Raw genomic sequence first — 25,031 nt, 5'->3', positions numbered from 1 at the left:
GCAGCAGCAATGGGGCTCAGATAGTCTCGCTTACAGCTCGCGTTAGGATTTTTCATTACCCGACTTTGCGGCGGTACTGGCATGATCTCATGGATTGCGCGCAGCACCGTTTTCCCAACGGCGGCTTTCCCGCGCCTCACACCGTCAATGGTACGAAGGCATCACGATCTACTGGATGCTTCCGATCAGTTCGTACCGTTAATGCAATCGATGATCGTTGTGCTGCAGTGGTGACTGCAGTTCAAAAGCATTCGCTCCGGAGGGAGACACATGATCGACAGACGCGACCTGCTCAAAGGAGCGGGCTTTGCCGCCATGGCGGCCACACTGAATTCCACCAAAGCGCTGGCTCTCGACACCGTGACGCTGCCCTTCGCCAATGGCGAGCGGCCGCTGGTGAAATATCCGCAGAAGCGGCCGATGATCGGGCTGACCAGCCGGCCGCCGCAGCTCGAGACGCCGTTCGCGGTATTCAACGACGGGCCTATCACGCCGAACAACGCGTTCTTCGTACGCTATCACCTCGCGGGCCTGCCCTACGATCTCGATCCGGACAAGTTCACGCTCGAGATCAAGGGCAAGGTCGACAAGCCGCTGAAATTGTCGCTGAAGGACATAAGGAAGATGAAGGCGACCGAGATCGTCGCCGTCAACCAATGCTCCGGCAACAGCCGCGGCCTCGTCGAGCCGCGCGTCGCCGGCGGCCAGCTCGCCAATGGCGCAATGGGCAATGCGCGCTGGCGCGGCGTGCCGCTGAAGGCGCTGCTGGAGATGGCGGGCGTGCAGGCTGGCGCCAAGCAGGTCGTATTCGGCGGCATGGACGGCCCGGTGAGCGACAAGACGCCCGACTTCGCCAAGGCGCTCGACCTCGCTCACGCCACCGACGGCGAGGTGATGCTGGCCTATGGCATGAACGGCGACGATTTGCCGTTCCTCAACGGCTTCCCGTTGCGCCTGGTCGTGCCCGGCTATTACGGCACCTACTGGGTCAAGCATCTCAACGAGATCACCGTCGTCGACAGCGTCTATGACGGCTTCTGGATGAAGTCGGCCTATCGCATCCCGGACACGCCGAACAATTCGATCGAGCCCGGCACCGCGCCGAAGGCAACGATCCCGATCAACCGCTTCACCATCCGCTCCTTCATCACCAACGTGACTGATAGCGCCAAGCTGAAGGCCGGACGCACGACGCTGCGCGGCATCGCCTTCGACGGCGGCAAGGGCATCAAGGACGTCTCGGTCTCCACCGATGGCGGCAAAACCTGGTCTTCCGCCAAGCTCGGCAAGGATCTCGGCAACTACTCATTCCGCGAATGGAAGCTGCCGGTGAAGCTGGCGGCGGGCCAGGTCGAGCTCAAGGTGCGCGCCACCAGCAATTCCGGCGAAACGCAGCCGGACACCCCGCGCTGGAACCCGGCGGGTTATTTGCGCAACGTCGTCGAAACCGTCCGCGTCAGCGTGGCCTGAGGAGCATTATCATGCAGCGCACCGTTCTCATCGCCATCACGCTTGCCATCGCCACCATGGTGGGTTCGGCCCTCGCCGCGCCGGTCAATTACAAGACGCCTGATGAGGTCGCAGCCTTCAAGCCCGGCCCCAATCTCGAGGTGGTTCAGGGCAATTGCGCCGCCTGCCACTCGTCCGACTACATCGCCACGCAGCCGCCGATGAAGGACAAGAAAGCGTTTTGGCAAGCCGAGGTGACCAAGATGATCAAGGTCTATGGCGCCCCGATCGACGATGCCGACGTCGGCAAGATCGTCGACTATCTGGCCGCGACTTACTGAACAAGGGTGAGGCGCCGTCGAAGTTCCGCTGTCCAACTTGCGTCCGCTTGCGTTCTCGCCAGTCGAGCCGAAACACGCGAGACATTCGTGCAAGCCATGCATATATGTCACTCGGAATTATGCATTTGATCCAATGAACAAATTCCAGGATGATTGGGATGAATCGGTTCCCGACCGTTCGCTCGATTAATTGTGCCCTCCGGCACTTCCGCGGCGAATGGGTCCATCGCCGTCTCGATCATGACCAACAACTTGGCCCAACCACTGCTATTTACTCCGCTGACTCTGAGAGGCGTCACAACGCGCAACCGCATCGTTGTTTCCCCCATGTGTCAGTATCGATCCAACGATGGCCGTCCAAACGAATGGCACCTGGTGCATTTGGGACGAATGGCACTGGGCGGCGCTGGTATCGTCTTTACTGAAGAGACCGCCGTTGAGCCTCGAGGACGCAAGACCTACGATTGCGCCGGAATATGGAACGAGCGGCAAGTTCAGGGTTATCGACGGATTACCGACTTCGTTCGCTCACTTGGATCCATCCCCGCGATTCAGCTGGGCCACTGCGGTCGACGGGCAGGTACGCACGGCCCGATGCAGAATTTCGCCGCCTTAACGGACGCCGATGCCAAAATTGGACGTCCGCCATGGACCGGAATTGCTCCGAGCCCCCTGCGCGGAGCCCCCGACATGGCCGCACCGCTCGAGATGCGAGTCGACGACATCAAGATTGTCGTCGAGGCCTTCGCCGAAGCCGCAAAGCGCTCAGCCGCTGCCGGCTTCGACATCTGCGAAATACACGGTGCGCATGGCTATCTACTCCATCAGTTCTTGTCGCCAGTGTCCAATCAACGGACCGATCGATACGGCGGAGACCGCGCCGGCCGGATGCGTTTCGCCCTTGAGGTCGTCGAGGCGGTGCGTCGAGATTGGCCCGTGGACAAGCCGTTGTTCTTTCGCCTGTCCGCCGTGGATGGAAAAGGCGGCCTTTGGGATGAAGACGATACTGTCGCACTGTCTCGCGAGCTCGTTCAGCGCGGCGTCGATATGATCGATTGTTCTTCAGGTGGCATCTCGGGAGACTCGGCGATGCCGAAGCTGGCCAATGTGCCCGGCTATCAAGTCCACTTTGCCGAGCGCGTCCGGCGCGATGCCGGAGCGCGGACGATGGCAGTCGGACTTCTCAGCGATCCGCGTCATTGCGAGCTGATCCTCAGGGAAGGTAAAGCTGACCTTGTTGCCCTCGCGCGCGAACTAATGCTGCGTGGTGACTGGCCTGTCCAAGCAGCGAAGGAGCTCGGCCTAAGCGACTACCTCGACCTTTTTCCGGCCGATTACGCTTGGCGGCTTAAGCGCCGCGAAACCGGTCTAGGCTTCACATCTAGCTTTTGATGTCGAAACGGTTCGGCAGACCAGACCGCCAAGACAACCGCCCGACAAGCGGATGATTGAGAACCAATCGCCCGCTGCCAAGCGGATATCTTTTGATATGGCCATGACACGGGTTTGCTTTGACCCACGCCAGAACCCGATTCCCGAGTTGGCCCGGAGGGTGACGGGCTCCATCCGCCCCCCTCCGGCACCTAATCAGCTCTGCTGTCGCTCCAGCACAGGAGCATCCTGTCCTCTCGCCTTGGGCGCCTTTGACCCCACTTCAACGACGATCCGGCCAACCACCGTCACATTGAAGAATTGATCCATCACTTCATCGAGTTTTTCGAAAGGGATCGGCCGCGATGTTTCGGCGAGATGATTCGGTTTCAGATCGGTAGCCAGACGCTTCCAAAGCCGTTTACGCTCCTCCATGTGCAACTGACGAGACACATTGATGCCAAGCACGTCAATGGCGCGGAGCACCCACGGAAGGACTGTCGTATTAAGCTCGGCGCCTACCGCCATTCCCGCGACCGCAAGCTTGCCGTAGGGTTGCAGACGTGCCGCCAGACGGTCGAAGAACACGCCGCCAACGTTGTCGAGGGCCGCGGCAAACAATGGCGGCGCGAGCGGCGCCTTGTCAGCCAGCAGTTCCTGGCGGGAAATGACTTTCGTCGCACCGATCCTTTTCAGGAACGGCTCCTGCTCCACCTTACCTGAAATTGCGGCGACTTCGAATCCTCGCTTGGCGAACATATCCACGGCCAGGCAACCAACTCCGCCGGTCGCGCCGGAGATTGCCATGACTCCATCTTCGGGCTTCAGGCCAGCCTTTTCGAGGCGATCAAAGGCGAGCGCCGCAGTGAGACCCGACGTCCCGAGTCCCATGGCTTCGTATAGATCAAGCCCGTCCGGCAGCGGCACAATCCAGTCGCCAGGCACCCTCGCGTAGTCGGCGTACCCGCCGTCCTGGTTGACGCCTAATTTGTAGTTGGTCACAACAACCTTGTCCCCTTCGCGAAAGCGAGGGTCCAAAGACGAAACGACGACGCCCGAGAGATCGACGCCAGTGACACAGGGCCTATCGGTTCGGACGTTTTTTCCGACGCCGCGGGCCGCCATCGCATCCTTGTATGTGATCGCAGAATATGCGGTCTTGATGACGACATCACCCGGATCCAGGTCGTCCATTGTCAACTGTTCAAATTTGCAGACGGGTTTGCCGCCAACGGTGTGCACTCGATAAGCTTTGAATGTTGTCATCGTTTTTCCTCGTTAGAGCCGGCCCTGACGCTCAGGACACTGCAACCAGATATTGTGCGCCCTACTCGCTAGAACTCTCGCAGAACACTATTTCGTCTTTCGTAGCCGCGATTACGGCTCGGCCAATACCGGTTATGATCTGAAGGGATCTAGACCCGTGATTTCTCTCCCCTGGATGAGCGTCAAAATACCCGGCGTTCCGTCAGGAATGGTGAGAGTTCGAACATCCCGCGCCATCTGCTCCAGACCCAGCTCTTTGCTGAGACCCATAGCACCGTGAAGCCTCATCGCGAGTGCAATCGCTCGGTCGCAGGCATCTACAGCGTATCGTTTCGCCATTGCAGAAAGGCCGTTCGCTCGTTCGCCGCGATCGATAGCGGAAAGCGCATTGAAGCAGAGGAGCCGACTACTCAGCACACAGGTCTCGATTTCTGCGAGATCGTGTTGCACGAGTTGGAAGCCGCCGATCAGCTTGCCAAACTGCTTGCGAACACCTGCATAATCGCGCGCCGCATCAAGCGCCCTCTGAGCTAGGCCGACGGCCATTAGACCGACGAGCGGCCGATTGGCGAGCCACGTCACTGTAAGCAACTTGGCCGTTTCCCCCGTGTCCGGACAAAGGTTGCCATTAGGTACGCGACAGTCGCTGAATGTCACTTCTCCAAGCGGTGCTTGCCGGAGCCCGTGCATGTCCACTTCCCGCGCGTGAAACTTCGACTCGGTCGGATCGACCAGGACACGAACCATGCTCGAACTGCCGTCGTCCTTCACGAGGCGGCATGTCACGTTCATCACGTCGCAAACGGTCGCGTTGGATATCCACTGCTTCGCACCATTCAGGATGAGCTCGTCCCCCTCCTCTTTCAACCGCGTCTTGATCCCCCTCGGGTCGGAGCCGACGTCCGGCTCGGTGCTCGCGGTGCAGGCAATCTTCTTGCCTGTCATCAAGTCTTCGAGGTAGCGTTCCTTTTGCTCTGGCGTGCATCCGAAGTAGATCCGGGTCGTCGTCGCTTCGTGCGGCTGAAGGATCAGACCAACGGTCGGTGGGATCTGCTCCGTAATCAGCCCGCAGTCGACCATGGTCATGCCCGCTCCGCCGCCTTCTTCCGGAATCCTCGCGCATGTCATGCCCAGGTTGGCGGCCTTTGCGAATATCTTGAGAATAGCGTCCTTCGAAAGCGCCCTATCCTTGTCGTTCGCATCAAGCACGGGCTGAATGTCCGTTTCGACCATGCGCTGCGCGGCCTTCACGATCATCTGTTGCTCAATAGTTAGGGAGAAGTCCATGTTGACTGCCTCTATCCTTTCTTCGTCGTCGCCCGCGGCCTACGCGGTCTCGCGAAGCGACCGCTCATCTCCTCGATTTACTTCGCGCGTTTTGCCGTTAGCCGCTTATGCCATCGCTTCCAGGACATCAGCGCCGACGGCACCTGTGCTTAGGAGGCGTTCGATTTCAGCATCGTCCAGGTTCAGATACTCTCTCAAGATTGCCTGGCTGTCCTGACCGTTCCGATGTCCCGACCAACGAACCTGGCCAGGTGTTCGAGATAACTTCGGCACAATTCCTGGCAGCTTGACTGAGCCTAGATCCTCGTCCGGGACGTCTAGGATCATTTCCCGGAAGCGATAGTGTTTGCTTGCGAAAATGTCTTCCATCGTAAAGATGCGGCTCGCAGGAACGTCCTCTGCGTCCAAGATCGCTTCAACCTGATCAAGGTCGTGCGAACGAGTCCACGCCTCGACGATCGCATCAATCTCTTCCACGTGTCGTGCTCGCGTGGCCTGCTCTGCAAATCGCGGATCAGCCCCCAACTCCGGCCGCCCCATCGCCTTACACAGGCGGCGATACACCTGGTCGGCGAGCGCTGCGATATGGATGAATTTCCCGTCACGTGTCGGGTACAAGCTGTTTGGTGCGCTGTTCGGCAAGCGGGCTCCGGCCCGGCGTGGAAGCTTGCCAGTCTTTTCAAACGCCGGCACGGAGGCTTCCATCAGACTGAAGGCGGCCTCGTAAAGAGCCGCATCGACGCACTGCCCTTCGCCGGTGCTTTCGCGAGCGATCACCGCCATTGCCGTACCGAAAGCCGCATACATCGCTGTGATATAATCCGTGAGCGGCAAGCCGACGCGAGACGGAGGACGGTCCGGATCCCCAATCATTTCCCGCAAGCCGCTCATCGCCTCTCCAATGACGCCGTAGCCAGGGCGCTGCGACATTGGGCCAGTTTGGCCGAATCCGCTGATCCTCGTCATGATCAGATCGGGGCGCACCTTTCGCAGATCTTCGTACCCCAAGCCCCACTTCTCGAGCATTCCGGGACGAAAATTCTCGACCACAATGTCAAAGTGCGACACCAGCCGTCGGACGATGTCTTGTCCGTCCTTTGAGCGCAGGTTGATCGATATGATCCGCTTGTTTCTCAACAGCGTAGTTGCATAGAGGGACTTACCCCGGAAAGTCTCTCCGAGATTTCTAAGTGGATCTCCCGCAAGATCCTCGACCTTGACGACCTCCGCACCGAAATCGGCGAGCAACCTCGCGCAGAAGGGGCCGGCGACCGTCGATCCGAGATCAAGAACTCGGTAGCCAGCCAGCGGACCATTCGACAGATCCGAGCGGTTCCGGGAAGATTTCATCAGCTTACAATCCTTATGAGCGTCTTTGTATTTGATCTACTTATGATTGAATCATCGCAGCTAAGAGCTCGTATTCGCGAAAGGCGGTGCTACCTGGCAGCCTGCAAGACACCCTTGCTACTCGCCGCGATTAATTCGAGCGCAGGAGCCAGCTCTTCGCGGGGGAGCCAACGCGAAAGGATTTCCTCGTAGTCCTTAGGATCATGAGCGCGCGGTGGTCTCGGAATGTCAGGAACGGACCGACTGAAGCGCGGAGCCGGCGCGGGCTGAACGACCCCCGCAACCTCGATCAGCGTCTTTCTCGCCTTCAATTGAGGATGGCTGGCCGCCTCCTCCATCGTCAACACCGGTGCGAAACAGGCATCCGTGTTCTCGAGAAGATTTCGCCAATGTTGGCTCGATTTCTTTACGAAAATATCGGCGAGGACGGTGCGGAGTTCCCCCCATCGCCGCTTGTCCTTCTTCAGCTCGATCGTCGACGCCGGCAGATCGATGAGTTGCACAAGTTCAAGAAAGAACTTGTCTTCAATCGGTGCGACCGAGATAAACTGATCGTCTGCGCACCTATAGACGTCGTAGAATGGCGCACCGGAGTCCAAGATGTTGTCTCCGCGCCTCTCCGTCCAGAGCCCGACGGCCTTCATTCCGAAGAATTGCGTCATCATCGATGCAACCCCATCTACGATTCCCGCATCGACGACCTGCCCCTTCCCGGACCGCCTGGCCTCAATCACTGCGGCTAGAATGCCGAACGCTAGGAAGAGACCTCCTCCGGCAAAATCGCCGACTACGTTCAGCGGAGGCGTGGGCGGAGCGCCAGCGCGACCCATGGCTGCAAGTGCTCCGGTGATGGCAACATAATTCAGATCGTGCCCCGCGTACTTGGAAAGGGGGCCGTCTTGTCCCCATCCGGTAACTCGTCCGTATACGAGAGCCGGATTTCGCTCCATGCACTCGGTCGGCCCAAGTCCAAGCCGCTCTGTCACCCCTGGACGAAATCCTTCGATCAGCACGTCCGACTGTTGCACCAACCGCAACACCAATTCGATCGAGCGCTTCGACTTGAGGTCAAGCGCCACAGTGTCTCGGTTCCGCATGATCAGATTGAACTCGATCGGCCGTTCCACGCCGAGCCCGCTAGGCTCGAGCCGGTCAATTCGAAGGACGGAAGCTCCCAGGTCGGCAAGCAACATGCCACACATCGGGGCCGGTCCTATGCCCGCCAATTCGACGATCTTCAGTCCACCAAGCGGGCCCATTTACCACCCATGCTCACCAGCACATCCACCTTCATTCGTCCTGTGGCAGCGGCAGTCATTTTATGACTGTGCGCCAATTTCGCCTCCGCCACTAACTGCCGTTTTCGTTGTGAACGAGAGGGAAGAACAAATCCTTCCAATTGGTCGACTTTTGCTTCACGCCGCCCGCAAAGAGCATGAACTCAGCAACCTTTTGCAGACCGCGCGGCGCGACCTGGAAGTTGATCTCCTTGTCCTTCAAGAAGGCGTCTTGGACCTCCGGCGTTAGCTTCTCGTTCGTCACGGCGATGTAGTCCGCCAGCGCAGCCTTCCGATCATTGTTCGCCATGGCCGACGCCTCCTTGAGGGCGTCAAAGACGGCTTTCACGACCTTAGGATTCTGTTCGTAGAATTTAGTCGTCGTATTGATCGTAATGAGGGTCGACTGTCCGCCCCACACGTCGTAGGAGCTCAAGACCTTATGGATCTGCGGGGCCTGAAGCTCCATGTATGAATAAGGAGCGGCCGTGAAGTGAGCGTTGACTTCGCTCTTCCCGGATAGAAGCGCGGTCGCAGCATCGGGGTGCGCCATAGCGACCACATTGGAATCGAACCTGGTCACAGCATCCTTGCCAAACTGCTGGACAGCTGCCGCCTTCAGCGTAACAGCCTGCATTGAACCCAGCGCAATGGCGGGCATCGCGATACGATCAGTTGCGCTGAGATCCTTCAGAGACTTAAACGATGGATTCCTGGACGTCAGAATCATCGGCACTTCGCTGACGGCGGCAATGCCCTTGACTGCGAGATTGCTGTGGGTCCGGTCCCAAAGAAGTACGAGCGGCCCGGTACCTGTGGCTGAGATGTCGATCGCCCCGGATAACAGCGACTCGTTGATCCCCGATGCAGATATCTGCAACCAGTTTGTCTTCAGCTCGATGTTGGCAGCTGCGGCGGTCTTTTCGACCAGCTTATGTTTCTCCATGAGGACCAACGGCAAATAGTGAAGGCCAAACTGCCGCGCCAACTTGACTTCTTTGACCTCTGCATGTGCCTGAAATGCGGTAAATACGAAGGCCGCCGCCATCAGAGACGCTAGAATCTTCATGTTCATCCTCTCATGTCGCTCATTCTTTGGCCGGCAGGCGTCAAGCGCGCACCTGCCCCCACTTGATGACGGTCCTCTTCTCGATTTGTCGGAATATCCCGTTTTCGATGATCAGACCGACGATCATCACGGTCAGTAGTCCTGCGAAGACGCTGGGCGTTTCCAGCGAATTGCGCTTCTCGAAAATGAACCAACCGAGCCCGCCCTGCCCCGATGCAGCGCCGAAGACAAGCTCCGCAGCAATGAGCGTCCGCCAGGCGAAAGCCCAACCGATCTTTAAACCAGTAACGATTGACGGCAGCGCAGCGGGAATCAGGATGTGGAACACGAGCCTGACTCCGCGCAAACCAAATGTCTGCCCAGCCATCCGCAGAGTTTCGGACACACCCAAAAAGCCGGAATGGGCGTTCAGCGCGACCGCCCAAACTACCGAGTGCACGATGACGAAGAAGAGGCTTACATTGCCTAATCCGAACCAGAGCAGGGCCAGCGGCAGCAAAGCTATCGCCGGCATCGGGTTGAACATCGCGGTCAGGGTTGAGAGGATATCCGTGCCGATCCGAGTAGAAACGGCAAGAATCGTACACGCGGAAGCAATCGCGAGCCCGAGAAGATAGCCCACCAAGAGCGTCTTGAGAGTCACGAGAAGCCGCGCGGGAATTACCCCGCTCGAAAGGCCTTCCCCAAGCGCTCGCATGGTATCCGCAAAACTCGGGAAGAGGATCGGTACGTCGACCCGGGTCGCGTAGACTTGCCAGATGATTGCAAGAACTACGAGGACAGTGAACCTGCGTAGCAGCGTCACTTCGGCAAGCCGCGTGAACAGGGGAAGTTTCACCTCTACATCACTCGGGTCCTTGGCAGGCAACACCATAAGTTCGTACTCGTCGCGAACCGGGGGCGTTAAAACCATCGAGCTCATAGATCGATCTCCTTCCGGTACGCTTAATGCTCGAACAGCATGTCGTTGATCTTCTTGCAGAGCGCCTGAAATTCGGATCCGCCTTGGCTATCCGGACCGAACTGGTGCGCATTGAGTTCGGCGCGCACCCGGCCGGGATGCGGCGAAAGCACGAGAATCCGGCTCCCGATGAGAACCGCCTCCTCGATCGAGTGCGTCACGAAGATCAAAGTGAAGCGTGTCTTGTCCCAGAGTTGCAGAAGTTCATGCTGCATCTTCCGCCTGGTCAGGGCATCAAGCGCCGCATAAGGCTCATCCATCAGGAGGACGTCGGGCTTCATTGCCATGGCTCGCGCGATAGCAACGCGCTGCTTCATGCCACCCGAAAGCGTATGCGGATATGCATCTGCGAATTTTGTCAGCCCGACCCGCTCGATAATTTCTTCTGCAGAGCGAGCGACATCCGCGCGCTTGTTTAGCTTGAGCGGCAGCTCGATGTTTTGTCTGACGGTCTTCCACGGCAGCAATTGGTCGAATTCCTGGAAAACCATCATCCGATCGGGACCGGGCGCATCGATTTGACGGTTCTTGAGGGTCATCCTTCCTTCAACCGGTTTGATGAAGCCGGCAATCGCCTTCAGCAACGTCGACTTGCCGCAACCAGATGGCCCCAACAGAACGAAGCGATCTCCGGCATGGATATCGAAGCTAACTTGCGATGTCGCCGTAACCAGGTATTCGGTGGTCTTGTACTGGAGCGTCACCCCCGAGACCTGGAGGAGCGGCTCTTGAGGAATCTGCGCAGGGCGCGGATTCGAGACGACCTGGAGCGTCGACAGCATCACCTACTCCTATCCGACCGTCATGCGCGGCCCGATCCGCATGACGACAATTGCGTTTCCAAATCCCAGTCTTCTAAATTCCACGTCGCCCGATTATTTTTGGGTCGCCGCGTCTCGGTCTACGTCCTTGTCTGCGGAAGGCGGCGACCGAGCAGGCCGCCTGCGACCATATTGCGCAGGATTTGGGTCGTACCCCCGCCGATGGTGAACATGCGTGCATCCCGCGCCATTCGTTCGAGCGGCAGATCGCGGCCATACCCGGCGGCGCCGTGCAGCTGCAGGGCATCGTTCGTCACCTTGATGGCGCCCTCCGCGGTGAATATCTTGGCCTGCGCCGATGCCGTGACATCCGGCCACGGATTCGCATTACGCGCCGTGTCCTGGATCAGGAGTCGCGAGGCGCGTAGCGTGATCGCCATGTCTGCCAGCATCCATTGCACGCCTTGGAACTCGGAGATCGTCCGTCCGAACTGCTCGCGCTCGTCGACATAGGCCAAAGAGGCGTCGTACGCGCCCTGAGCAATTCCGAGCGCCACCGAGGCCGCGCCAATGCGCTGCGAGTTATACGCTTGCATGATTTGTCCGAAGCCCTTCTTCAACCCTGCGGGCGGGACGAGCAAAGCATCGGCGGGGACTTCACAATCTTCCAGGTGCAACGTTCCTTCCGGAATTGCACGCAGGCCCATTGCAGGAAGGCGCTTGCCGACACGAAAGCCCGGATGTCCAGTTTCGATCATGAACGAGCCGATACCTTGGTAGGTTTCGCCGTCATAGACCTGAGCGAGCACGAGATAGAGCCGCGTGATGCCCGCGCCGGTGATCCAGTGCTTCGTCCCATTGAGAATGTAGCTATTGCCCCGGCGTACAGCCTTGGTGGTCATGTTGGCCGCATCGGAGCCGGCTCGCGGTTCCGAAAAGCAGATCGCCGGCTTGTCGGCGTCGAGAATAAGTTCCGACGCGCGGCGTTTCTGCGTCTCCGTGCCGTATGCCATGATAGCGGGGACGGCACCCATATTGGTGTCAACGACAATTCTGCCGGAAATCCCGCAGGCCTTGGCCGCCTCCTCGACGGCAATGGTCACGCCAAGGAAGTCGACGTCGCGGCCTCCGTAGGCCTTCGGCATCGTCATCCCCGCGATGCCGATATCCCGCAGTGCGCGGGCATGGGCATATGGGTATTCTTCAGTTCTATCGATCTCTGCTGCCGCTGGCCTGAGCACGCTATCGGCAAGATGCTTGACGCGCTCTCGGATCTCCTCGTGCGAAAACACACAAGAACTGACAGAAACTGTCATCTGGTTCCTTCCTGAGCGCGCCCGTAAGCAGCTGATGTTCGTTGCACTATCGCTAACCGAATTGACATCATGCATAAAGTGCAATATTTGCAGGCCATTTGTTGCGATCTCTGCAACTCCGAGAAATCGTTGAGGATCTTGCAAGGATGGATAAGCGGTCGTTGGAATCCTTCGTTGCCGTCTACCGATCGGGCTCACTCGTGGAGGCAGCCGAGCGCCTCAACATCTCGCAGTCGGCGTTGTCGCGACGCATCACCGAATTCCAGCACAAGCTGGGCCTGTCTCTCTTCGAATCCTCTGGACGGGGATTGGCGGCGACGAGCGAGGCCCAGAATCTGCTCCCCCTCGCCTTGGCGGCGTTGGAAGGAATTACGGCGCTGGAGGCCGCCGCACGCGTGAACGGTGTGCGCCCAGCGATTCACTTAACCGTAGCGGCGACGGCCCATATGATCGAGACGGTAGTAGCGGATTGTATCGCCGAATTCGTGCGAACTCATCCGAACGTCAGGATAGGTCTTCTAGAAGCCGGCGGGGTCGAGATTGAAGATCTCATTTTGAGTGGCAAAGCTTCCCTCGGCATCACCGCCCGCCCTCGCTTTGATACCGGGCTTATCGATCGTCCAATTGTGCGCTTGAATATTCTCGCCGGCTCCTCGGAGCCCTTCGCTCCTGGCGAGGTTAAAAACGGCATTGAACTTAGAGCACTCTGTCGGCGGGACTTACTAATTCTCGACCGTCGCTATCAGTCTCGCTTAACTCTCGACGCCGCATTACGGCTTCTACAGCTCACGCCGAACATTATGCACGAGGGCAGTTCCGCCAGCGTCATCCTCGCTTTGGCTCGCGTCGGCCTCGGTACAGCGGTCATGCCATCGAGCACTCGGACGGATCTCTATACGACGAAGATCACGGCAAACGGTGTTGCTCTCGGCATGGATCTAACCGCGATTTGGGACCCGACTATGCGCTGGAGGACCGAAGTGGAAGAACTTGCCAATTCTCTCAGACAGTCCTTCTCGAACCGCCATCCGTCACGCCGCTCGCCTACAACAAGGCGCACGACGCGCAAGCCTTGATCGCTCCGTGAGCTAGCTACGATCGGGCGTAACTATCACTCCCGGAGGAGCCTTCCAAGCTTTGGGAACGCCATCTCTGGAGCCTGAGCTACCTGCTGCCCCCAGCGGAGGCGCCTTGGCCCGCCCGAAGGAAAAGATATGCAGTGCGCAAGAGAATCAACGCGCCTGCTTCTCAATCGACTGCTGCATTTCTTCGCTTGCCCGGCGCACGCAAGAACATTGAACATTGGAGTTGAAGACATTTTCCGCGACTCTTGAATCCGGATCGACTAACCTGACGGGATTGCACAAGCTTCAAAGCAATCGGACCTGGATCGCGAAATGGATGAATTTCATCTGCTCTCTAACCGCTTCGGCCCCGAGGCCGCGGATCTGGAGCTCGAAGACGGCGCGCCTGCCGTTCACAAACAATTGGTCAAGCGCGGCTCTGTTCGGAAATTTCGCCCAGAACAAATCCCAGATCATGTCCTGAGGCGACTTTGCGCGCTCGCGCTATGTGCCCCAACCAAGAGCGATTTGCAGCAACGCGATATCATCATTATCGATTCGCCTGCCCTGCGATCCGAAATCTGCGTGCTTTTGGCAAGCGGCCGCCTGGGCCAGAACTGGCTCGAGGAAGTCCCGAACCTTCTGATCTTCTGCGGCAACAATCGGCGGCAGCGGCGCCTCCATGCGCTGAGGGCTCGGCCCTTTGTCAACGACCATTTGGATGCCTTCTTCAATGCCACAGTCGATGCCGCGATAGCACTCTCATCGTTTGTGGTCGCGGCGGAAGCAGAAGGCCTTGGCGTCTGCCCCATCAGCGCGGTGCGCAATCACCCGGACCGGCTCGCAGAGTTGCTGAATCTACCCGAACACGTCTTTCCCGTGGCAGGCCTAGCCGTCGGGTATCCAGATGACCAGCCACCAAGGAGTCTGCGGCTACCTCTGCCCGTTACTATTCATCACAACACCTATACCGACGATACACTCGACGCCGCGATCGAGGAATACGATCGACGCAGGTCGGCCGACCAGCCTTATGTAACGCAACGATACGTCAACGAACTCGGCCGGTCCGAGAGCTACGGCTGGTCCGAGGACAAGGCGCGGCAATACGCGTTTCCGGAGCGCCAAGACTTTGGCGCCTACGTCAAGCGCATCGGTTTCAAGCTAGACTAATCGGCCGACACGTGACACTGCGCGGAGAATTGACACGGTGTTTCGACGCCGAACTATCCAACAGGCAGACCTGCGCCGCACGCTAAGCTGGTGACGAACTCACCCGGGTGGTCCCTGCCCCTCAGCTCCCCTTTGTGTCGTGGACATAGGTGAAGAAGAGGTCCTTCCAATTGCTGGTCGTGTCATTGATCAGCCCCGCGGCGTGCATTCCATTCAGAAATACCAGCAGCTTCTGAGGCTCGGTCGTCCACTTGTTTTCCGGATTCTTGATGATTGCCTCAGCATCCTCTTCCGAGAGCTTCAGGCGGTCCCCCTTGATCCAGAGGCTCGCGGCAGCTTTCGGATCGGAGTTGATCAAACTGATGCTCTCCTTGAGCGCCGCATAGAACGCCGCAACGATTTTCGGGTTCTCGCTTACGAACTTGTCCGTCGCCCAAACGACGCTGAATGTATGAGGTCCGTCAAGGACCTCATAGCTGTCGAGAACTCGATGCGCCCTGGGATCCTTGAGCTCCATCTCCTGAAACGGAGAAGATCCGAAATGCGAGGTGATGCCTGCCTTACCACCTAACATCGCAACCTGAGCGTCGGGATGACTCAAAGACACTGTCAGCGGGTCAAGCTTGGTCGCCTGCCCCTTCCCGAACTGCTTCTCGACAGCCATCTGCAACGTGATCGCCTGAATCGAGGTCTTCACCGTCGGCATTGCGATCTTGTCGGCGCTACCGAAGTCCGCGATCGACTTCACGTTTGGATTGACAGTTACGAGGTAAAGGGGCAGCGAAGCCATCGCTGAGATGCCCCTGATCTTGTAGTTCTTCAACGTCCGCGACCAAATCGTGAGCATAGGGCCGACACCACCCGATGCTAGGTCGAGGTTGCCGGAGAGAAGCGCCTCGTTCATCCCCGAGCCAGCGGAAAACTGGAGCCACTCCGTTTTGACGGTTTGACCGCTCTTGGCCGCCTCCTTTTCGAGAAGCTGCTCTTCCTGCATGATGGTCAGCGGCAGATAGGCTAGGCCATATTGTTTGGCGAGACGTATCGTCGAAACTTCCGCCCTTGAAACGTTTGGCGTCAGAACGCTCGCCAGAGCGAGCGCGACAAGCGCCAGGTAGCTGGATTTCACTGTTTGTCCTCCCATTCGTGTCGCCTCTCGCTTATGCGAGGAGACTCTCACTGTCATCAGCTGTGGGCGCCCCACCGATTGATCGTTCTCTGCTCGATGACGCGGAAAATAAGGTTCTCGACGACAAGCCCAATCAAGATGACGGTCAACAGGCCGGCAAACACGTTCGGAATATCGAGCATGTTCTTGTTCTCGAAGATAAACCATCCCAGACCGCCTGAGCCGGAGCTGACGCCGAACACAAGCTCGGCCGCGATTAGTGTTCGCCAGGCAAATGCCCAGCCAATTTTCAAACCGGTCAGAATGCTGGGAAATGCCGCGGGAATCAGAATCTTGATGATGAAAGCAGGACCGCCAAGTCCGTAGTTGCGGCCGACCATCTTCAAGGTCTTGCTCACGGACAGGAAGCCGGCATGAGTATTGAGCGCAATCGCCCAAGTGACCGAGTGCACCAAGACAAACACCAGACTTCCATTCCCTAGTCCAAACCAGATCAAGGCGAGCGGGAGCAGCGCGATCGCCGGCAGGGGATTGAACATGGAAGTCATCGTCTCAAGAAAATCCCTGCCAATCCGGGATGCGATTGCAAGACCGGTAAGCAGCGCGGCGAGAACGATGCCCGACGCATACCCCATCAGCAGAACCCTAATCGACCCCCATGCCCGGCCGGGCAGAACCCCATTGACACCCCCCTTGGCGAACGCCGACATGGTCGCCCCGAAGGTCGGGAACAGGAGTTCGTTGTCGAGCCAACGCCCATACCCTTCCCAGACAAGTGCCAGGGCTATGAGAATGAATGCCTTCCGAACGAAGTCCTCGCCGTAGAGCTTATCGAATAGAGATCGAGGCTTCTCGACCACCCTGATTTCCTCGACACTCTGAGCATTCCGGATTTCGGGACGAAGTGAGTTGGCCATTTGCGAATTTGACACGACGCTCAATTGTTTATGCATGGGCCGCCTCCGGCGCAGCTTCGGAAAACAGCATTTCGTGGATTTGCCGCTCGAGGTGCGCGACGTCTTCAGGGGTTGTTGCGCTGTTGAGCTCAGCTCGCACCCGGCCCGGATGTGGCGACAACAGAAGGATGCGATTCCCGATCTTGATGGCCTCGGCGATCGAATGCGTGACAAACATGACGGTGAAGCGCGTCTTGTCCCACAGAGAGAGAAGCTCATCCTGCATTTTTCGTCGCGTCAACGCGTCGAGGGCAGCGAACGGTTCATCCATCAGCAGGATGTCAGGCTCCATTGCCATGCCGCGAGCAATCGCGACGCGCTGCTTCATGCCGCCCGACAGCATGTGAGGATAGCTGTTGGCGAACTTTGAGAGCCCCACCATCTCGACATAGTGGCCGGCCCGATCGCCCGCCTCGCGCTTGGACAGTTTCTTCGCCGCCTCGAGCGCGAAAGCGACGTTCTGTTGCACCGTCTTCCAAGGCAAGAGCTGATCAAATTCCTGGAAGACCATCATGCGATCAGGGCCTGGTTTTGTGATCAGCTTTCCCTTGAGACGCATCTCGCCTTCTGTCGGCGCGATGTATCCGCCAACGGCCTTCTGAAGTGTCGACTTCCCGCATCCCGACGGCCCGAGCAGCACGAACCGGTCGCTCTTCAACATCTCAAAGCCGACGCGGTACGTTGCCGTCACTATATGAGACGTTGTCTTATATTGCAGCGTAACGCCGGATACTTTCAGAAGCGGCTCGTCTCGGTCCATTTCTCCTCCCATATGTGTCCCCGATGTCTTCTTGGGATCCGGCTGTCCCGGCGGCGCTATAAATCGATGACGCCGGCCCGCTCACCGGCATTCTGCATTTGGAGGCGGCGCGGTCGTCGCGTCACCCAACCGTTGACACGATAGAGGCGACCTCCAGCGATCCCGGCAGAGCAGCGGCTCCGACGAGAGCGAGGGATCCTGACCCAGAGCTAATGCTGAGCACCTCAAGCGCTTTCCTCACGCGGTCTCGTTTTGCGTTTCGCAATTTTTCCGCTTCTAAAATATTGGCGTAAAGTCCTTCTTTCTCAAAGGCACAAATGCTAACGCTTATTGAAAGTTCGACTTACATGTCTACGGAGTATCTCCATGTCGATCCGAACCCTCAAAACGCTGATTGCAGTGGCGGATCAGGGGAGCTTCAGTGCTGCGGCAAAGGAGGTGTTCGTTACGCACGCCGCCGTAAGCCAGCAGATCAGGGCGCTTGAAGAGGAGTGGAAGATAGCGCTTTTCGACAGAAGTCGCCGAACGCCAGAGCTCACCCCCGCAGGACGGGCACTAGTTTCGAAGGCCCGCGAGGTCGTCGCTGCTTACGACAGCATCGTCCCAAATGTATTGGGCAATCAAGGAATCGAGGGCGTCTTCTCGCTAGGAGCCGTCCCAACGACGCTCACAGGCCTCGTGCCCCTCGCAGTATCGAAGTTGAAGAGCGATTATCCGGGCCTGCATGTCACGATCACGCCCGGCCTGACCACCGCGCTGATCCAACAGGTCGAGAGAGGTCATCTCGATCTTGCGATCGTCTCGAAGCCGCACTTCATTCCTCGTAATCTCGTCTGGTATGATCTTGCAGAAGAGCCCTTTGAACTGCTGGCGTCTCTCGAGGCCGAGGGCAAGGATCCGCTCCAGTTGCTGCAGAGAAGTCCGTTCATACGCTTCTCACGTCAGGCCGTGGTCGGAGGATTGATCGAAACGTGGCTCCAAGAAAACAAGATCGTCGTGAACGAGAGCATGGAGCTGGAGAGCCTGGAGGCCATCTCAAGCATGGTCTACTACAATCTTGGCGTCTCCATCGCACCACGAACCTGCGTCAGCGCATCGAACGCCCTGCCCCTTAAGCACTTGCCGCTCGGTCCGGACAAGCGCCTGGTCCGCATCCTCGGGTGCATATCTCGAGCCGACAGCGTCAGGATTCGCGCCATCGACGAGATGAATGCTCGATTTGCCGCAGCGATACGCGAAGGGCAGCCTTCGCCAGACTCGCGTCAGCCGGCACTCAAGAAGAGGCCGTCGAGGCGAAAACGATAAGAGCAAGCGAAGCTCTGGTGTGCTGCTCCACCAGTTAGCCAAGCAGCACTTCCTTGGCGACGATGATCAATCCCGAGACGAACATCAGGCAGACCAGCAGCTTTCGAAATTGATCGTCTGACAGCCTCTTGAAAGCCCAGATGCCGGCTTGGGCCGAGATCAGGGTAATAGGGAGCACAATCAGGATCAGCGGAACGCTTCTGGACGAGTAATAGCCACTCATCGCGTAGACGGCGGCCGCAATCGCCAGGATGACGACGTTGAATGGCTGCATGACAGCTCGTTGCTCGGACTTTGTCCAAGGCTGGAGCGTGCACCAGATCGTCGGCATCACTCCAGATAACGAGGCCGCCCCTCCTAGAATTCCGCCTACGAATCCGACAGCGCAGTCCAATATTGGCTTTGGTTGGGGCAACCGTGGAAGCTCTCGGCGCAGCAATATGAAACCACCATACACAATGAGGAATGCTGCTACCGTGAGCTTGATCGCGAGCGGGCTCGCGATCGCGAGCAGCTTGACGCCAATCGGAATACCAAGGAGTCCGGGGAGGACGAACCTCGACAGACGCAGCGGATTTTCACGGATACTATTGCGGACGAGAGCAACGCCCTGCAGCCCGCTGACAACGGACATGATGACGATCATCGAGACGGCCTCGGTCGGCGGCAGTATCTGCAGCCAGAAACCAAGCGCAAAAAGCGCAGTTCCGAACCCTGCAAGACCGTTAATGAAGCCGCCCGCCGCAGAGCCTGCCGCAAGCCAAAGATAGAAGCTCATGACTTGGATGCCGACCGTGTTATCGACCGTAATCTATTGCCTAATTCGGCACACGAAAGAATGGCGCGGGCACCAGCAGCTTGTTTTCGACCTTCGCCACAAGAGGACGCATTTTCTTGGCGTAGGACTGCCATGCCGGCGACGCTTGCAGTTGCTTTCGTCGCTCGAACCGATCATCCAGGCTTTCATATCCCCACATGTGGACGATCTGATTTAGTGGGCCGAAATCGGTATAGTAATAGCCAACCATCTTGCCCAAGATGCGAACCTGGCACTCCATCCCTTCTTCTTCGTAGAGCTTCAAGAAGGTGGGGACCTGGCCCGCATGCAGGGAGTATATTCTTTCGTCCACGAACATTGTGCGTCCTTGTAGCCTGCTGGCGAATTGAACGACCCCGGTCCTATCCCGTGCGAGCTTCGCTGCGATTAACCGATTAGCTCGTCCGACCGATCGTCGGTTTCGCCGAACCGCTTCAGTACCGCCGGCTTCGTGCCCGCGTAGACACGCTCGAGATTGGCCGACACCTTGGCGTTCTCGCGCTCGAACAGGCTATTGCCGTCTAAGTCGCTCTCGACGATGAAGGGCCCCATGTTCTCGGCTTCGATCAACCACATGGCCTGGGCAAGCCCGAGTTCCTTCTTCCAGTAGATATCGCGCGCGCGTTTGATGCCGCGCCCCAATAGCGCGCCGGTGCCGTACCCCACCGTCGTCAGGTAGATTGCGCCGTTCGGGACGAAATGCTCTTTGTAGTCGTGCGACGTCATACCTCCCTTGCCGATGATGAGCTTCGCGCCGGAAATGCGCAGCCACTCCCCGATCCACTTCGAGAAGCGGAAGGAGGCCGTGGCCGTCACGGCGCCCATCGTAATCTTACCGTCTTGATCAACGGTAGCCGCCGGCGAACAGTGGAAATTGGCAGCGCTTTCTTCCGGCAAGCTCAACGGGAGAGGTTCCTTCCCCTCGAGAACGCGCATGTACACGCCCTCGCGACCCGTATAGATCAGCCCATCCAGATAGACGATGTCTCCAATCTTCAGGGCCGCCAGATCTTCCCGCGTAGGCTTGGTGCTCAGGCGGATTTGCTTAGGCTTGGAAGCACGTTCCATTCCACCGTCTCCCGACGTTGATAATCAGTGAACCAATCCGGATCGGTCCGGTACTCGACACGGCCGTCGCCATGGATGCGTGCTACCGCGCGGCGAGACGACAGACAAAACGCGTGGACGCTCATCTGCATACCGCCGGTATGGCAATATCCGACTTCGATATGGCAATCGATCACCATCGATTTGCCGACGAATCCCATCGCGCCCATTCCGATGGAGTTGCCCAGCTCCTTGAACTCCCGCTCCATTTCTGCAATGCGCGGGTCCGGGTTTCGGCTTCCGACTGTTCGCAAGCAGGCGGCACGTTTACCCAGAACCATGCAGGCGTCCTTCGACCCTCCGAGACCAATGCCGATGATCGCCGGCTGACAGGCCAGGCCTCGTTTTCCAAATGCAACGAGGCTGTCGAGATAGAAGCGCTTGATGCCGGCGATACCGTCGGACGGAAACAACATGCGATAATCGGTTCCGAAGAGACCACCCTTGTGAACCGTAATCAGGTCGACCCAGTCGCCATCCGGCTCGAACGCATATTCAATCTCGGGGGCACCGATACCGACGTTGTTATCGTGATCGGTACGCCAAAGCGGATGCACGCGATTCGGCCTGAGTGGAACGTTCCTGGTTGCATTGGCGGTGGCGCGCCGCAGGGCGGTTTCCAGAGCGATTGGACCCCCCTCGATGCTGGCCTCATTACCCATCTTGACGTACCAGCGCGGACAACCGGTGTCCCCGCACATCGCGCGACGATCCTGCTTGGCCGCCTCATAGTTTTCAAGCATGGCTTGGAGAACGAACGAGGACAGATCACCATCTTCGACGTCTGCAGCGGCCTTGAGGCCATCGAGATAGTCTTCGGGTATCTCGATGGCGGCCTTCTCCATCAGGATTTCCGCGGCCTTCTGAATCGCATCGATGGAGATCATTCTGCAGCCCTCACGAGGGTGTCGGGTTCTTCGGTGGATAGGATCGAGTGGCCGGGCTGTACGATAGTAAATTTCACCTGTTCCCGGCTCATCTGAAGCTCCTCGTCGCGCTTGCGCGCCAAGGTGAAGTATGACTTCTCCAGGCTTCCGCTTTCTGGAAAGTCTTCCCGGTAGTGAGCTCCACGAGAATTTTCTCGCTCTAAACCCGCCTTGGTAATGACCTCCGAGATGTCGCAGAGCGAGCTCACGTTCAGCCAGTCGTGCCAAGTGAGATTGAAGGCCCGGCTGCCTCCTGCCACACCGACATTCATGAGCTCGGACCGAATCTCCGAAATGCGGCGAGCTGCCCTGGTCATTCCTGCCGCAGTTCGCATCACGCCGACGTTGTCCCACATCGTATTCTGAAGTTCGTTGCGCAACTCGCGGATGTTTCCTGGTGATTTCGTGAACGGATAGACGACCCGTTCTATTTCGGCCTGCAGAACCGCCTCGTCCGGATCGCGCAGACGCGCCATCTTGCGGATGTCGCGGCCCATGACGTCGCCAGCAATCCCGCCGTAGACGGTTGAATTGGCCACGCCGTTTCCGCCCAGCCGATTCGATCCGTGTGCACCGCCGGCGTCCTCGCCTGCGACGTACAGCCCTTCCATCTCGGTGTGCGTGTCGGTATCCACGACAATGCCACCCATGAAATAGTGCGCTGTGGGAACCACCTCGACCTGCCCTGCGGCGAGGTCAACGCCGCTGTCCGCGCAGCGCTTCACCATGCCTTTGAATTTCTGCCGTACATTCTCAGGGCCGAGATGGGCCATCGAGATGTATACGCCGCCGTTCTTCGAGGTGTTGTTCTTGCGCATCTCCGCATAGATCCCTCGGCTGACGACGTCGCGGGTCGCTCTTTCGCCCTTTGCGTCATAGTCGAACATGAAGCGATGGCCGTAACTGTTCAACAATTGGCCTCCGGCGCCCCGAAGCCCCTCCTCCAAGACTGTGCCGGTCATCCGAGTATCTTCACCCGCGAGCAAGCCGGTGGGATGGAACTGGACCATCTCCATGTCGCGGAGCGGCAGGCCGGCCCGAAGAGCCATGGCGAGGCCGTCCATCGTCTTGTCGCCGGATGGTGTGTGATACTTGTACATTGTCGGCCCGCCGCCGGTCGCCATCAGCACCGTCTTGGCGCGCACCAACCGCAGTGCACCCGTGCGCATATCGATGAACAAGACCCCGGCAAGGGACGAACCATCCCTCGACGGAACAAGGCCAACGGCGCGGTGTTCTTGCAGTTTCTCTACCGGTCGAGCGAGCACTTGCTCCATGAGGCGACTGATGATCTCGATGCCAGTCAAGTCACCCTTATGAACGGTTCTGTCCGCCGTTTGCCCGGCGAACGCCTTCTGGTGCAACGTGCCGTCTGGATTTCTATCGAAAAAGCAGCCGATCTCATTCTCGAGTTCGCGGATGCGCACCACGGCCTGCTCACAGAGCCTCCAGGCCATGTCCTGGTTGGGAAGCCATTTTCCGCCAATGATCGTGTCCATGAAATGACGTTCGACGGAGTCGCCGCCGCCCAGCGCCACATTGTAGCCCCCCTGGACCATCCGCGTGCAGCCACACTTCCCGATGAGACCTTTCACGGCGATCGTGATCTTGGTGCCTTCAGGAGCCGCCTGCTGCGCGTGAAGTGCCGCGAACAGTCCGGCTCCGCCTGTCCCGATGATCAGGATGTCGGTGTCGTGACGTTCAAGATCGAAAGGGGCCGCCATGATCAAATCGCCCTCAGAAGGAAGCTGCCGGCGACCATGAACGCGAACGCCACGCTGGCCGCGGCCCAGGTCTTCTGATCCCTCGTCCAGGTGAGCAATTCGAAAGCCATAAGCCGGAGGCCGCCGAAGAAATGGACCGCCAGCAGGAACACGAGCCCAAACTCGGTGGCCTTCACCAGCGGCTTGTCCGCCCAATGCAGGAAGCCATCTAGATCCTTCGGTGCGGTGAGCGCGAGGGAAAGGACGTAGAAGTGCGCCGGAAGAAAGATCGCGAGCGCCAAGCCGGATAGCCGATGAAGAATGTAGGCCAACCAGAGCGGATGATTTCGGTGCGGACGGATCATAGCGCGGTCACCGAAAGAACGGCGCGCAGCCCTGCGAAAAGCAAGAAGGCGCACAGGGCCCAAGACAAGGCGTCGAGGAGAAGACCGCGCATGTGGAGAATCTCTGCGGCGATTACTCTCACGCCGATCGCGGCGTGGATCGATACCGCTACAACGAAGGTCCCATAGAAGAGCGCCCAAGGAAGGCTTCCCTGCGTTCTAGAAAGGATCGCTCCAGTCGACAGGCCGCCACGTATCGCATAAACCATCACGGCCAGGTGCCCCAGGACCAGGGGAGCCATGATCAGCGCTGTCACTCGCTGCAGCATGAAAAGGCGAAATGTCAGCATGGTCACCGTCCCTTGAAGAAGGACTTCATCGTCTCGCGCTTCAACCCGGCGATCGACGTAATTGGACTTAGCTCATTCGGGCAGAACTTGGCGCAACTCCCCTGGGAATGGCAGTTGTGGCAGCCCCCCCGCTGCGACACCGCATCGAGGATATCGGCCCGCTTCCCGTCCTTCTCGTCGTTGACGAGCGTCCATGCGCGATTAAGGGCGGCGGGTCCTAGGTACTCCGGATTGCCCTGAACAGTGTCGCAAGAAGCGTAGCACACCGCGCAGTTGATGCATTCGATCGCGGCATCCGCGAGAATGCGATCGCCACTCAACGGGTCTACCTTGACGATGTCGTCATCCCTCGTGCCTGTGGGGTGGAATACCCCTTCCGCCTTGACCCACTTCGTGAAGAAGGGATCCATATCCGTCGCGAGATCCTTGATGACCGGCAAATTGCGAAGCGGCGCTACCTCGATGCGATTGTCGCGGACAACCCTCTGCACGTGCGTCCGGCAAGTCCACCGAGGCTGGCCATTGACCATCATCGCGCAAGATCCGCACATACCCACCCGGCACGCGTATCGATAGGCAAGCGTGGGATCGATCTTCTGTTGAATCCAAACCACGACGTCGAGAATGGTCTGGCTTTCCTGATTGGGAACTTGAAAGCGCTCAAACTTCCCGCCAGCGCTGTCTCCCCGCCACACAGATACGTCGAGGGTTTTTGCGTCCGAGGACAAGCGCTCGCTCCCAGGAATATTGTTTGCCTGAGCTCGACTATATTGACGATTTTTCTGACAGAAACCCAAAAATAGTGACGGAAAATGTAAGAAAAACTATCACCGCAAACGCGGTCCGCCGAAAGGCACTTCTTAGGCGCACGTCTTCCGGCGGAGCACCAACCAATCGACGATGCACTTCACGAATCCTGAAATGCAATTTCAGGAAAGTTAGTTTGCTCACA

Annotated in this window: 25 protein-coding genes; 6 read left to right on the top strand and 19 right to left on the bottom strand. The window is 58.4% G+C overall.

What is annotated here, in order from left to right; genetic code table 11:
- Positions 1-270: 270 nt before the first annotated feature.
- The 3 genes from NLM32_RS06540 (at position 271) to NLM32_RS06530 (ending at position 3,182) form a co-directional block, all read left to right on the top strand.
- A complete protein-coding gene (locus NLM32_RS06540) occupies positions 271-1,470 on the top strand; it encodes a molybdopterin-dependent oxidoreductase (RefSeq protein ID WP_254128417.1) in 1,200 nt (399 codons plus the stop codon).
- Positions 1,471-1,481: 11 nt separating this feature from the next.
- Positions 1,482-1,790, top strand: a complete 309-nt coding sequence (locus NLM32_RS06535) for a cytochrome c (RefSeq protein ID WP_254128416.1) — start codon at positions 1,482-1,484, stop codon at positions 1,788-1,790.
- Between the two features lie 240 nt (positions 1,791-2,030).
- Positions 2,031-3,182, top strand: coding sequence for an NADH:flavin oxidoreductase/NADH oxidase (locus tag NLM32_RS06530; protein ID WP_254128415.1), 1,152 nt, complete (start codon positions 2,031-2,033; stop codon positions 3,180-3,182).
- 195 nt (positions 3,183-3,377) lie between these two features.
- Here the strand turns inward: NLM32_RS06530 and NLM32_RS06525 are convergent, their stop codons facing one another.
- From NLM32_RS06525 to NLM32_RS06490, 8 genes are all read right to left on the bottom strand, one after another.
- Complete coding sequence (locus tag NLM32_RS06525; protein ID WP_254128414.1) at positions 3,378-4,427, bottom strand: acryloyl-CoA reductase; 1,050 nt, start codon at positions 4,425-4,427, stop codon at positions 3,378-3,380.
- A 132-nt stretch (positions 4,428-4,559) separates the two neighbouring features.
- A complete protein-coding gene (locus NLM32_RS06520; RefSeq protein WP_254128413.1) occupies positions 4,560-5,714 on the bottom strand; it encodes an acyl-CoA dehydrogenase family protein in 1,155 nt (384 codons plus the stop codon).
- Positions 5,715-5,819: 105 nt separating this feature from the next.
- Positions 5,820-7,064: a CaiB/BaiF CoA-transferase family protein gene (locus NLM32_RS06515; RefSeq protein WP_254128412.1), complete on the bottom strand. Its 1,245-nt coding sequence runs from the start codon at positions 7,062-7,064 to the stop codon at positions 5,820-5,822.
- Positions 7,065-7,153: 89 nt separating this feature from the next.
- Positions 7,154-8,323, bottom strand: coding sequence for a CaiB/BaiF CoA-transferase family protein (locus tag NLM32_RS06510; RefSeq protein WP_256568217.1), 1,170 nt, complete (start codon positions 8,321-8,323; stop codon positions 7,154-7,156).
- Between the two features lie 91 nt (positions 8,324-8,414).
- The gene (locus NLM32_RS06505) at positions 8,415-9,416 is read right to left on the bottom strand and encodes an ABC transporter substrate-binding protein (RefSeq protein WP_254128410.1); all 1,002 of its coding nucleotides are present in this window, start codon (positions 9,414-9,416) and stop codon (positions 8,415-8,417) included.
- Between the two features lie 34 nt (positions 9,417-9,450).
- Positions 9,451-10,284, bottom strand: coding sequence for an ABC transporter permease (locus tag NLM32_RS06500; RefSeq protein ID WP_375143625.1), 834 nt, complete (start codon positions 10,282-10,284; stop codon positions 9,451-9,453).
- A gap of 71 nt (positions 10,285-10,355) precedes the next feature.
- Positions 10,356-11,153, bottom strand: coding sequence for an ABC transporter ATP-binding protein (locus NLM32_RS06495; RefSeq protein WP_254128408.1), 798 nt, complete (start codon positions 11,151-11,153; stop codon positions 10,356-10,358).
- A gap of 119 nt (positions 11,154-11,272) precedes the next feature.
- Complete coding sequence (locus tag NLM32_RS06490) at positions 11,273-12,448, bottom strand: acyl-CoA dehydrogenase family protein (protein ID WP_254128407.1); 1,176 nt, start codon at positions 12,446-12,448, stop codon at positions 11,273-11,275.
- Between the two features lie 146 nt (positions 12,449-12,594).
- Between NLM32_RS06490 and NLM32_RS06485 the strand changes: the two genes are divergently transcribed.
- Together NLM32_RS06485 and NLM32_RS06480 are read left to right on the top strand one after the other, a co-directional pair.
- The gene (locus NLM32_RS06485; RefSeq protein ID WP_254128406.1) at positions 12,595-13,524 is read left to right on the top strand and encodes a LysR family transcriptional regulator; all 930 of its coding nucleotides are present in this window, start codon (positions 12,595-12,597) and stop codon (positions 13,522-13,524) included.
- Positions 13,525-13,845: 321 nt separating this feature from the next.
- Positions 13,846-14,685 carry a nitroreductase family protein gene (locus tag NLM32_RS06480; RefSeq protein ID WP_254128405.1) on the top strand — a complete coding sequence of 280 codons (840 nt, stop codon included), beginning with the start codon at positions 13,846-13,848 and terminating at the stop codon, positions 14,683-14,685.
- 121 nt (positions 14,686-14,806) lie between these two features.
- On the opposite strand, the gene NLM32_RS06475 is transcribed toward NLM32_RS06480, so the two are convergent.
- Genes NLM32_RS06475 through NLM32_RS06465 form a run of 3 tightly spaced genes read right to left on the bottom strand, consistent with a single transcriptional unit; the run spans position 14,807 to position 17,527 of the window.
- A complete protein-coding gene (locus tag NLM32_RS06475) occupies positions 14,807-15,811 on the bottom strand; it encodes an ABC transporter substrate-binding protein (protein WP_254128404.1) in 1,005 nt (334 codons plus the stop codon).
- A 56-nt stretch (positions 15,812-15,867) separates the two neighbouring features.
- The gene (locus NLM32_RS06470; RefSeq protein WP_254135228.1) at positions 15,868-16,728 is read right to left on the bottom strand and encodes an ABC transporter permease; all 861 of its coding nucleotides are present in this window, start codon (positions 16,726-16,728) and stop codon (positions 15,868-15,870) included.
- Positions 16,729-16,756: 28 nt separating this feature from the next.
- Entirely contained in the window at positions 16,757-17,527 is a 771-nt protein-coding gene (locus NLM32_RS06465) for an ABC transporter ATP-binding protein (RefSeq protein WP_254128403.1), read from the bottom strand.
- Positions 17,528-17,893: 366 nt separating this feature from the next.
- On the opposite strand from NLM32_RS06465, the gene NLM32_RS06460 reads away from it, so the two are divergent.
- Positions 17,894-18,832 carry a LysR family transcriptional regulator gene (locus NLM32_RS06460; RefSeq protein ID WP_254128402.1) on the top strand — a complete coding sequence of 313 codons (939 nt, stop codon included), beginning with the start codon at positions 17,894-17,896 and terminating at the stop codon, positions 18,830-18,832.
- Between the two features lie 34 nt (positions 18,833-18,866).
- Here NLM32_RS06460 and NLM32_RS06455 read toward each other — a convergent pair whose 3' ends face one another.
- From NLM32_RS06455 to NLM32_RS06420, 8 genes are all read right to left on the bottom strand, one after another.
- The gene (locus tag NLM32_RS06455) at positions 18,867-19,610 is read right to left on the bottom strand and encodes a sulfite exporter TauE/SafE family protein (RefSeq protein WP_254128401.1); all 744 of its coding nucleotides are present in this window, start codon (positions 19,608-19,610) and stop codon (positions 18,867-18,869) included.
- A gap of 40 nt (positions 19,611-19,650) precedes the next feature.
- Positions 19,651-19,968 (bottom strand): NIPSNAP family protein, encoded by a 318-nt coding sequence (locus tag NLM32_RS06450; protein ID WP_254128400.1) that lies wholly within the window; start codon positions 19,966-19,968, stop codon positions 19,651-19,653.
- A 68-nt stretch (positions 19,969-20,036) separates the two neighbouring features.
- Complete coding sequence (locus NLM32_RS06445) at positions 20,037-20,717, bottom strand: fumarate hydratase C-terminal domain-containing protein (protein ID WP_254128399.1); 681 nt, start codon at positions 20,715-20,717, stop codon at positions 20,037-20,039.
- Positions 20,681-21,643: a fumarate hydratase gene (locus NLM32_RS06440; protein ID WP_254108899.1), complete on the bottom strand. Its 963-nt coding sequence runs from the start codon at positions 21,641-21,643 to the stop codon at positions 20,681-20,683. Before NLM32_RS06440 ends, NLM32_RS06445 begins: the two co-directional genes overlap by 37 nt.
- Positions 21,640-23,406: an L-aspartate oxidase gene (locus tag NLM32_RS06435; RefSeq protein WP_254128398.1), complete on the bottom strand. Its 1,767-nt coding sequence runs from the start codon at positions 23,404-23,406 to the stop codon at positions 21,640-21,642. Before NLM32_RS06435 ends, NLM32_RS06440 begins: the two co-directional genes overlap by 4 nt.
- A 2-nt stretch (positions 23,407-23,408) precedes the next feature.
- On the bottom strand, positions 23,409-23,750 hold the full coding sequence (gene sdhC, locus NLM32_RS06430) for a succinate dehydrogenase, cytochrome b556 subunit (RefSeq protein ID WP_256568216.1): 342 nt from the start codon (positions 23,748-23,750) through the stop codon (positions 23,409-23,411).
- The gene (locus NLM32_RS06425) at positions 23,747-24,079 is read right to left on the bottom strand and encodes a succinate dehydrogenase (RefSeq protein WP_254128396.1); all 333 of its coding nucleotides are present in this window, start codon (positions 24,077-24,079) and stop codon (positions 23,747-23,749) included. Before NLM32_RS06425 ends, sdhC begins: the two co-directional genes overlap by 4 nt.
- Before the next feature lie 2 nt (positions 24,080-24,081).
- Positions 24,082-24,807: a succinate dehydrogenase/fumarate reductase iron-sulfur subunit gene (locus NLM32_RS06420; protein ID WP_254128395.1), complete on the bottom strand. Its 726-nt coding sequence runs from the start codon at positions 24,805-24,807 to the stop codon at positions 24,082-24,084.
- Between the last annotated feature and the right edge of the window lie 224 nt (positions 24,808-25,031).

It is taken from the genome of Bradyrhizobium sp. CCGUVB14, from assembly GCF_024199935.1.
Taxonomy (GTDB): domain Bacteria; phylum Pseudomonadota; class Alphaproteobacteria; order Rhizobiales; family Xanthobacteraceae; genus Bradyrhizobium.
This window is presented reverse-complemented; position numbering and strand designations above follow the sequence as displayed.

Bases quoted from the DNA above. Each gene is read 5' to 3' on its own strand.
- NLM32_RS06540 (WP_254128417.1), top strand. From the start codon at position 271: ATGATCGACAGACGCGACCTGCTCAAAGGAGCGGGCTTTGCCGCCATG.
- NLM32_RS06535 (WP_254128416.1), top strand. From the start codon at position 1,482: ATGCAGCGCACCGTTCTCATCGCCATCACGCTTGCCATCGCCACCATG.
- NLM32_RS06530 (WP_254128415.1), top strand. From the start codon at position 2,031: ATGACCAACAACTTGGCCCAACCACTGCTATTTACTCCGCTGACTCTG.
- NLM32_RS06525 (WP_254128414.1), bottom strand. From the start codon at position 4,427: ATGACAACATTCAAAGCTTATCGAGTGCACACCGTTGGCGGCAAACCC.
- NLM32_RS06520 (WP_254128413.1), bottom strand. From the start codon at position 5,714: ATGGACTTCTCCCTAACTATTGAGCAACAGATGATCGTGAAGGCCGCG.
- NLM32_RS06515 (WP_254128412.1), bottom strand. From the start codon at position 7,064: ATGAAATCTTCCCGGAACCGCTCGGATCTGTCGAATGGTCCGCTGGCT.
- NLM32_RS06510 (WP_256568217.1), bottom strand. From the start codon at position 8,323: ATGGGCCCGCTTGGTGGACTGAAGATCGTCGAATTGGCGGGCATAGGA.
- NLM32_RS06505 (WP_254128410.1), bottom strand. From the start codon at position 9,416: ATGAACATGAAGATTCTAGCGTCTCTGATGGCGGCGGCCTTCGTATTT.
- NLM32_RS06500 (WP_375143625.1), bottom strand. From the start codon at position 10,284: ATGGTGTTGCCTGCCAAGGACCCGAGTGATGTAGAGGTGAAACTTCCC.
- NLM32_RS06495 (WP_254128408.1), bottom strand. From the start codon at position 11,153: ATGCTGTCGACGCTCCAGGTCGTCTCGAATCCGCGCCCTGCGCAGATT.
- NLM32_RS06490 (WP_254128407.1), bottom strand. From the start codon at position 12,448: ATGACAGTTTCTGTCAGTTCTTGTGTGTTTTCGCACGAGGAGATCCGA.
- NLM32_RS06485 (WP_254128406.1), top strand. From the start codon at position 12,595: ATGGATAAGCGGTCGTTGGAATCCTTCGTTGCCGTCTACCGATCGGGC.
- NLM32_RS06480 (WP_254128405.1), top strand. From the start codon at position 13,846: ATGGATGAATTTCATCTGCTCTCTAACCGCTTCGGCCCCGAGGCCGCG.
- NLM32_RS06470 (WP_254135228.1), bottom strand. From the start codon at position 16,728: ATGGCCAACTCACTTCGTCCCGAAATCCGGAATGCTCAGAGTGTCGAG.
- NLM32_RS06465 (WP_254128403.1), bottom strand. From the start codon at position 17,527: ATGGACCGAGACGAGCCGCTTCTGAAAGTATCCGGCGTTACGCTGCAA.
- NLM32_RS06460 (WP_254128402.1), top strand. From the start codon at position 17,894: ATGTCGATCCGAACCCTCAAAACGCTGATTGCAGTGGCGGATCAGGGG.
- NLM32_RS06455 (WP_254128401.1), bottom strand. From the start codon at position 19,610: ATGAGCTTCTATCTTTGGCTTGCGGCAGGCTCTGCGGCGGGCGGCTTC.
- NLM32_RS06450 (WP_254128400.1), bottom strand. From the start codon at position 19,968: ATGTTCGTGGACGAAAGAATATACTCCCTGCATGCGGGCCAGGTCCCC.
- NLM32_RS06445 (WP_254128399.1), bottom strand. From the start codon at position 20,717: ATGGAACGTGCTTCCAAGCCTAAGCAAATCCGCCTGAGCACCAAGCCT.
- NLM32_RS06440 (WP_254108899.1), bottom strand. From the start codon at position 21,643: ATGATCTCCATCGATGCGATTCAGAAGGCCGCGGAAATCCTGATGGAG.
- NLM32_RS06435 (WP_254128398.1), bottom strand. From the start codon at position 23,406: ATGGCGGCCCCTTTCGATCTTGAACGTCACGACACCGACATCCTGATC.
- sdhC (WP_256568216.1), bottom strand. From the start codon at position 23,750: ATGATCCGTCCGCACCGAAATCATCCGCTCTGGTTGGCCTACATTCTT.
- NLM32_RS06425 (WP_254128396.1), bottom strand. From the start codon at position 24,079: ATGCTGACATTTCGCCTTTTCATGCTGCAGCGAGTGACAGCGCTGATC.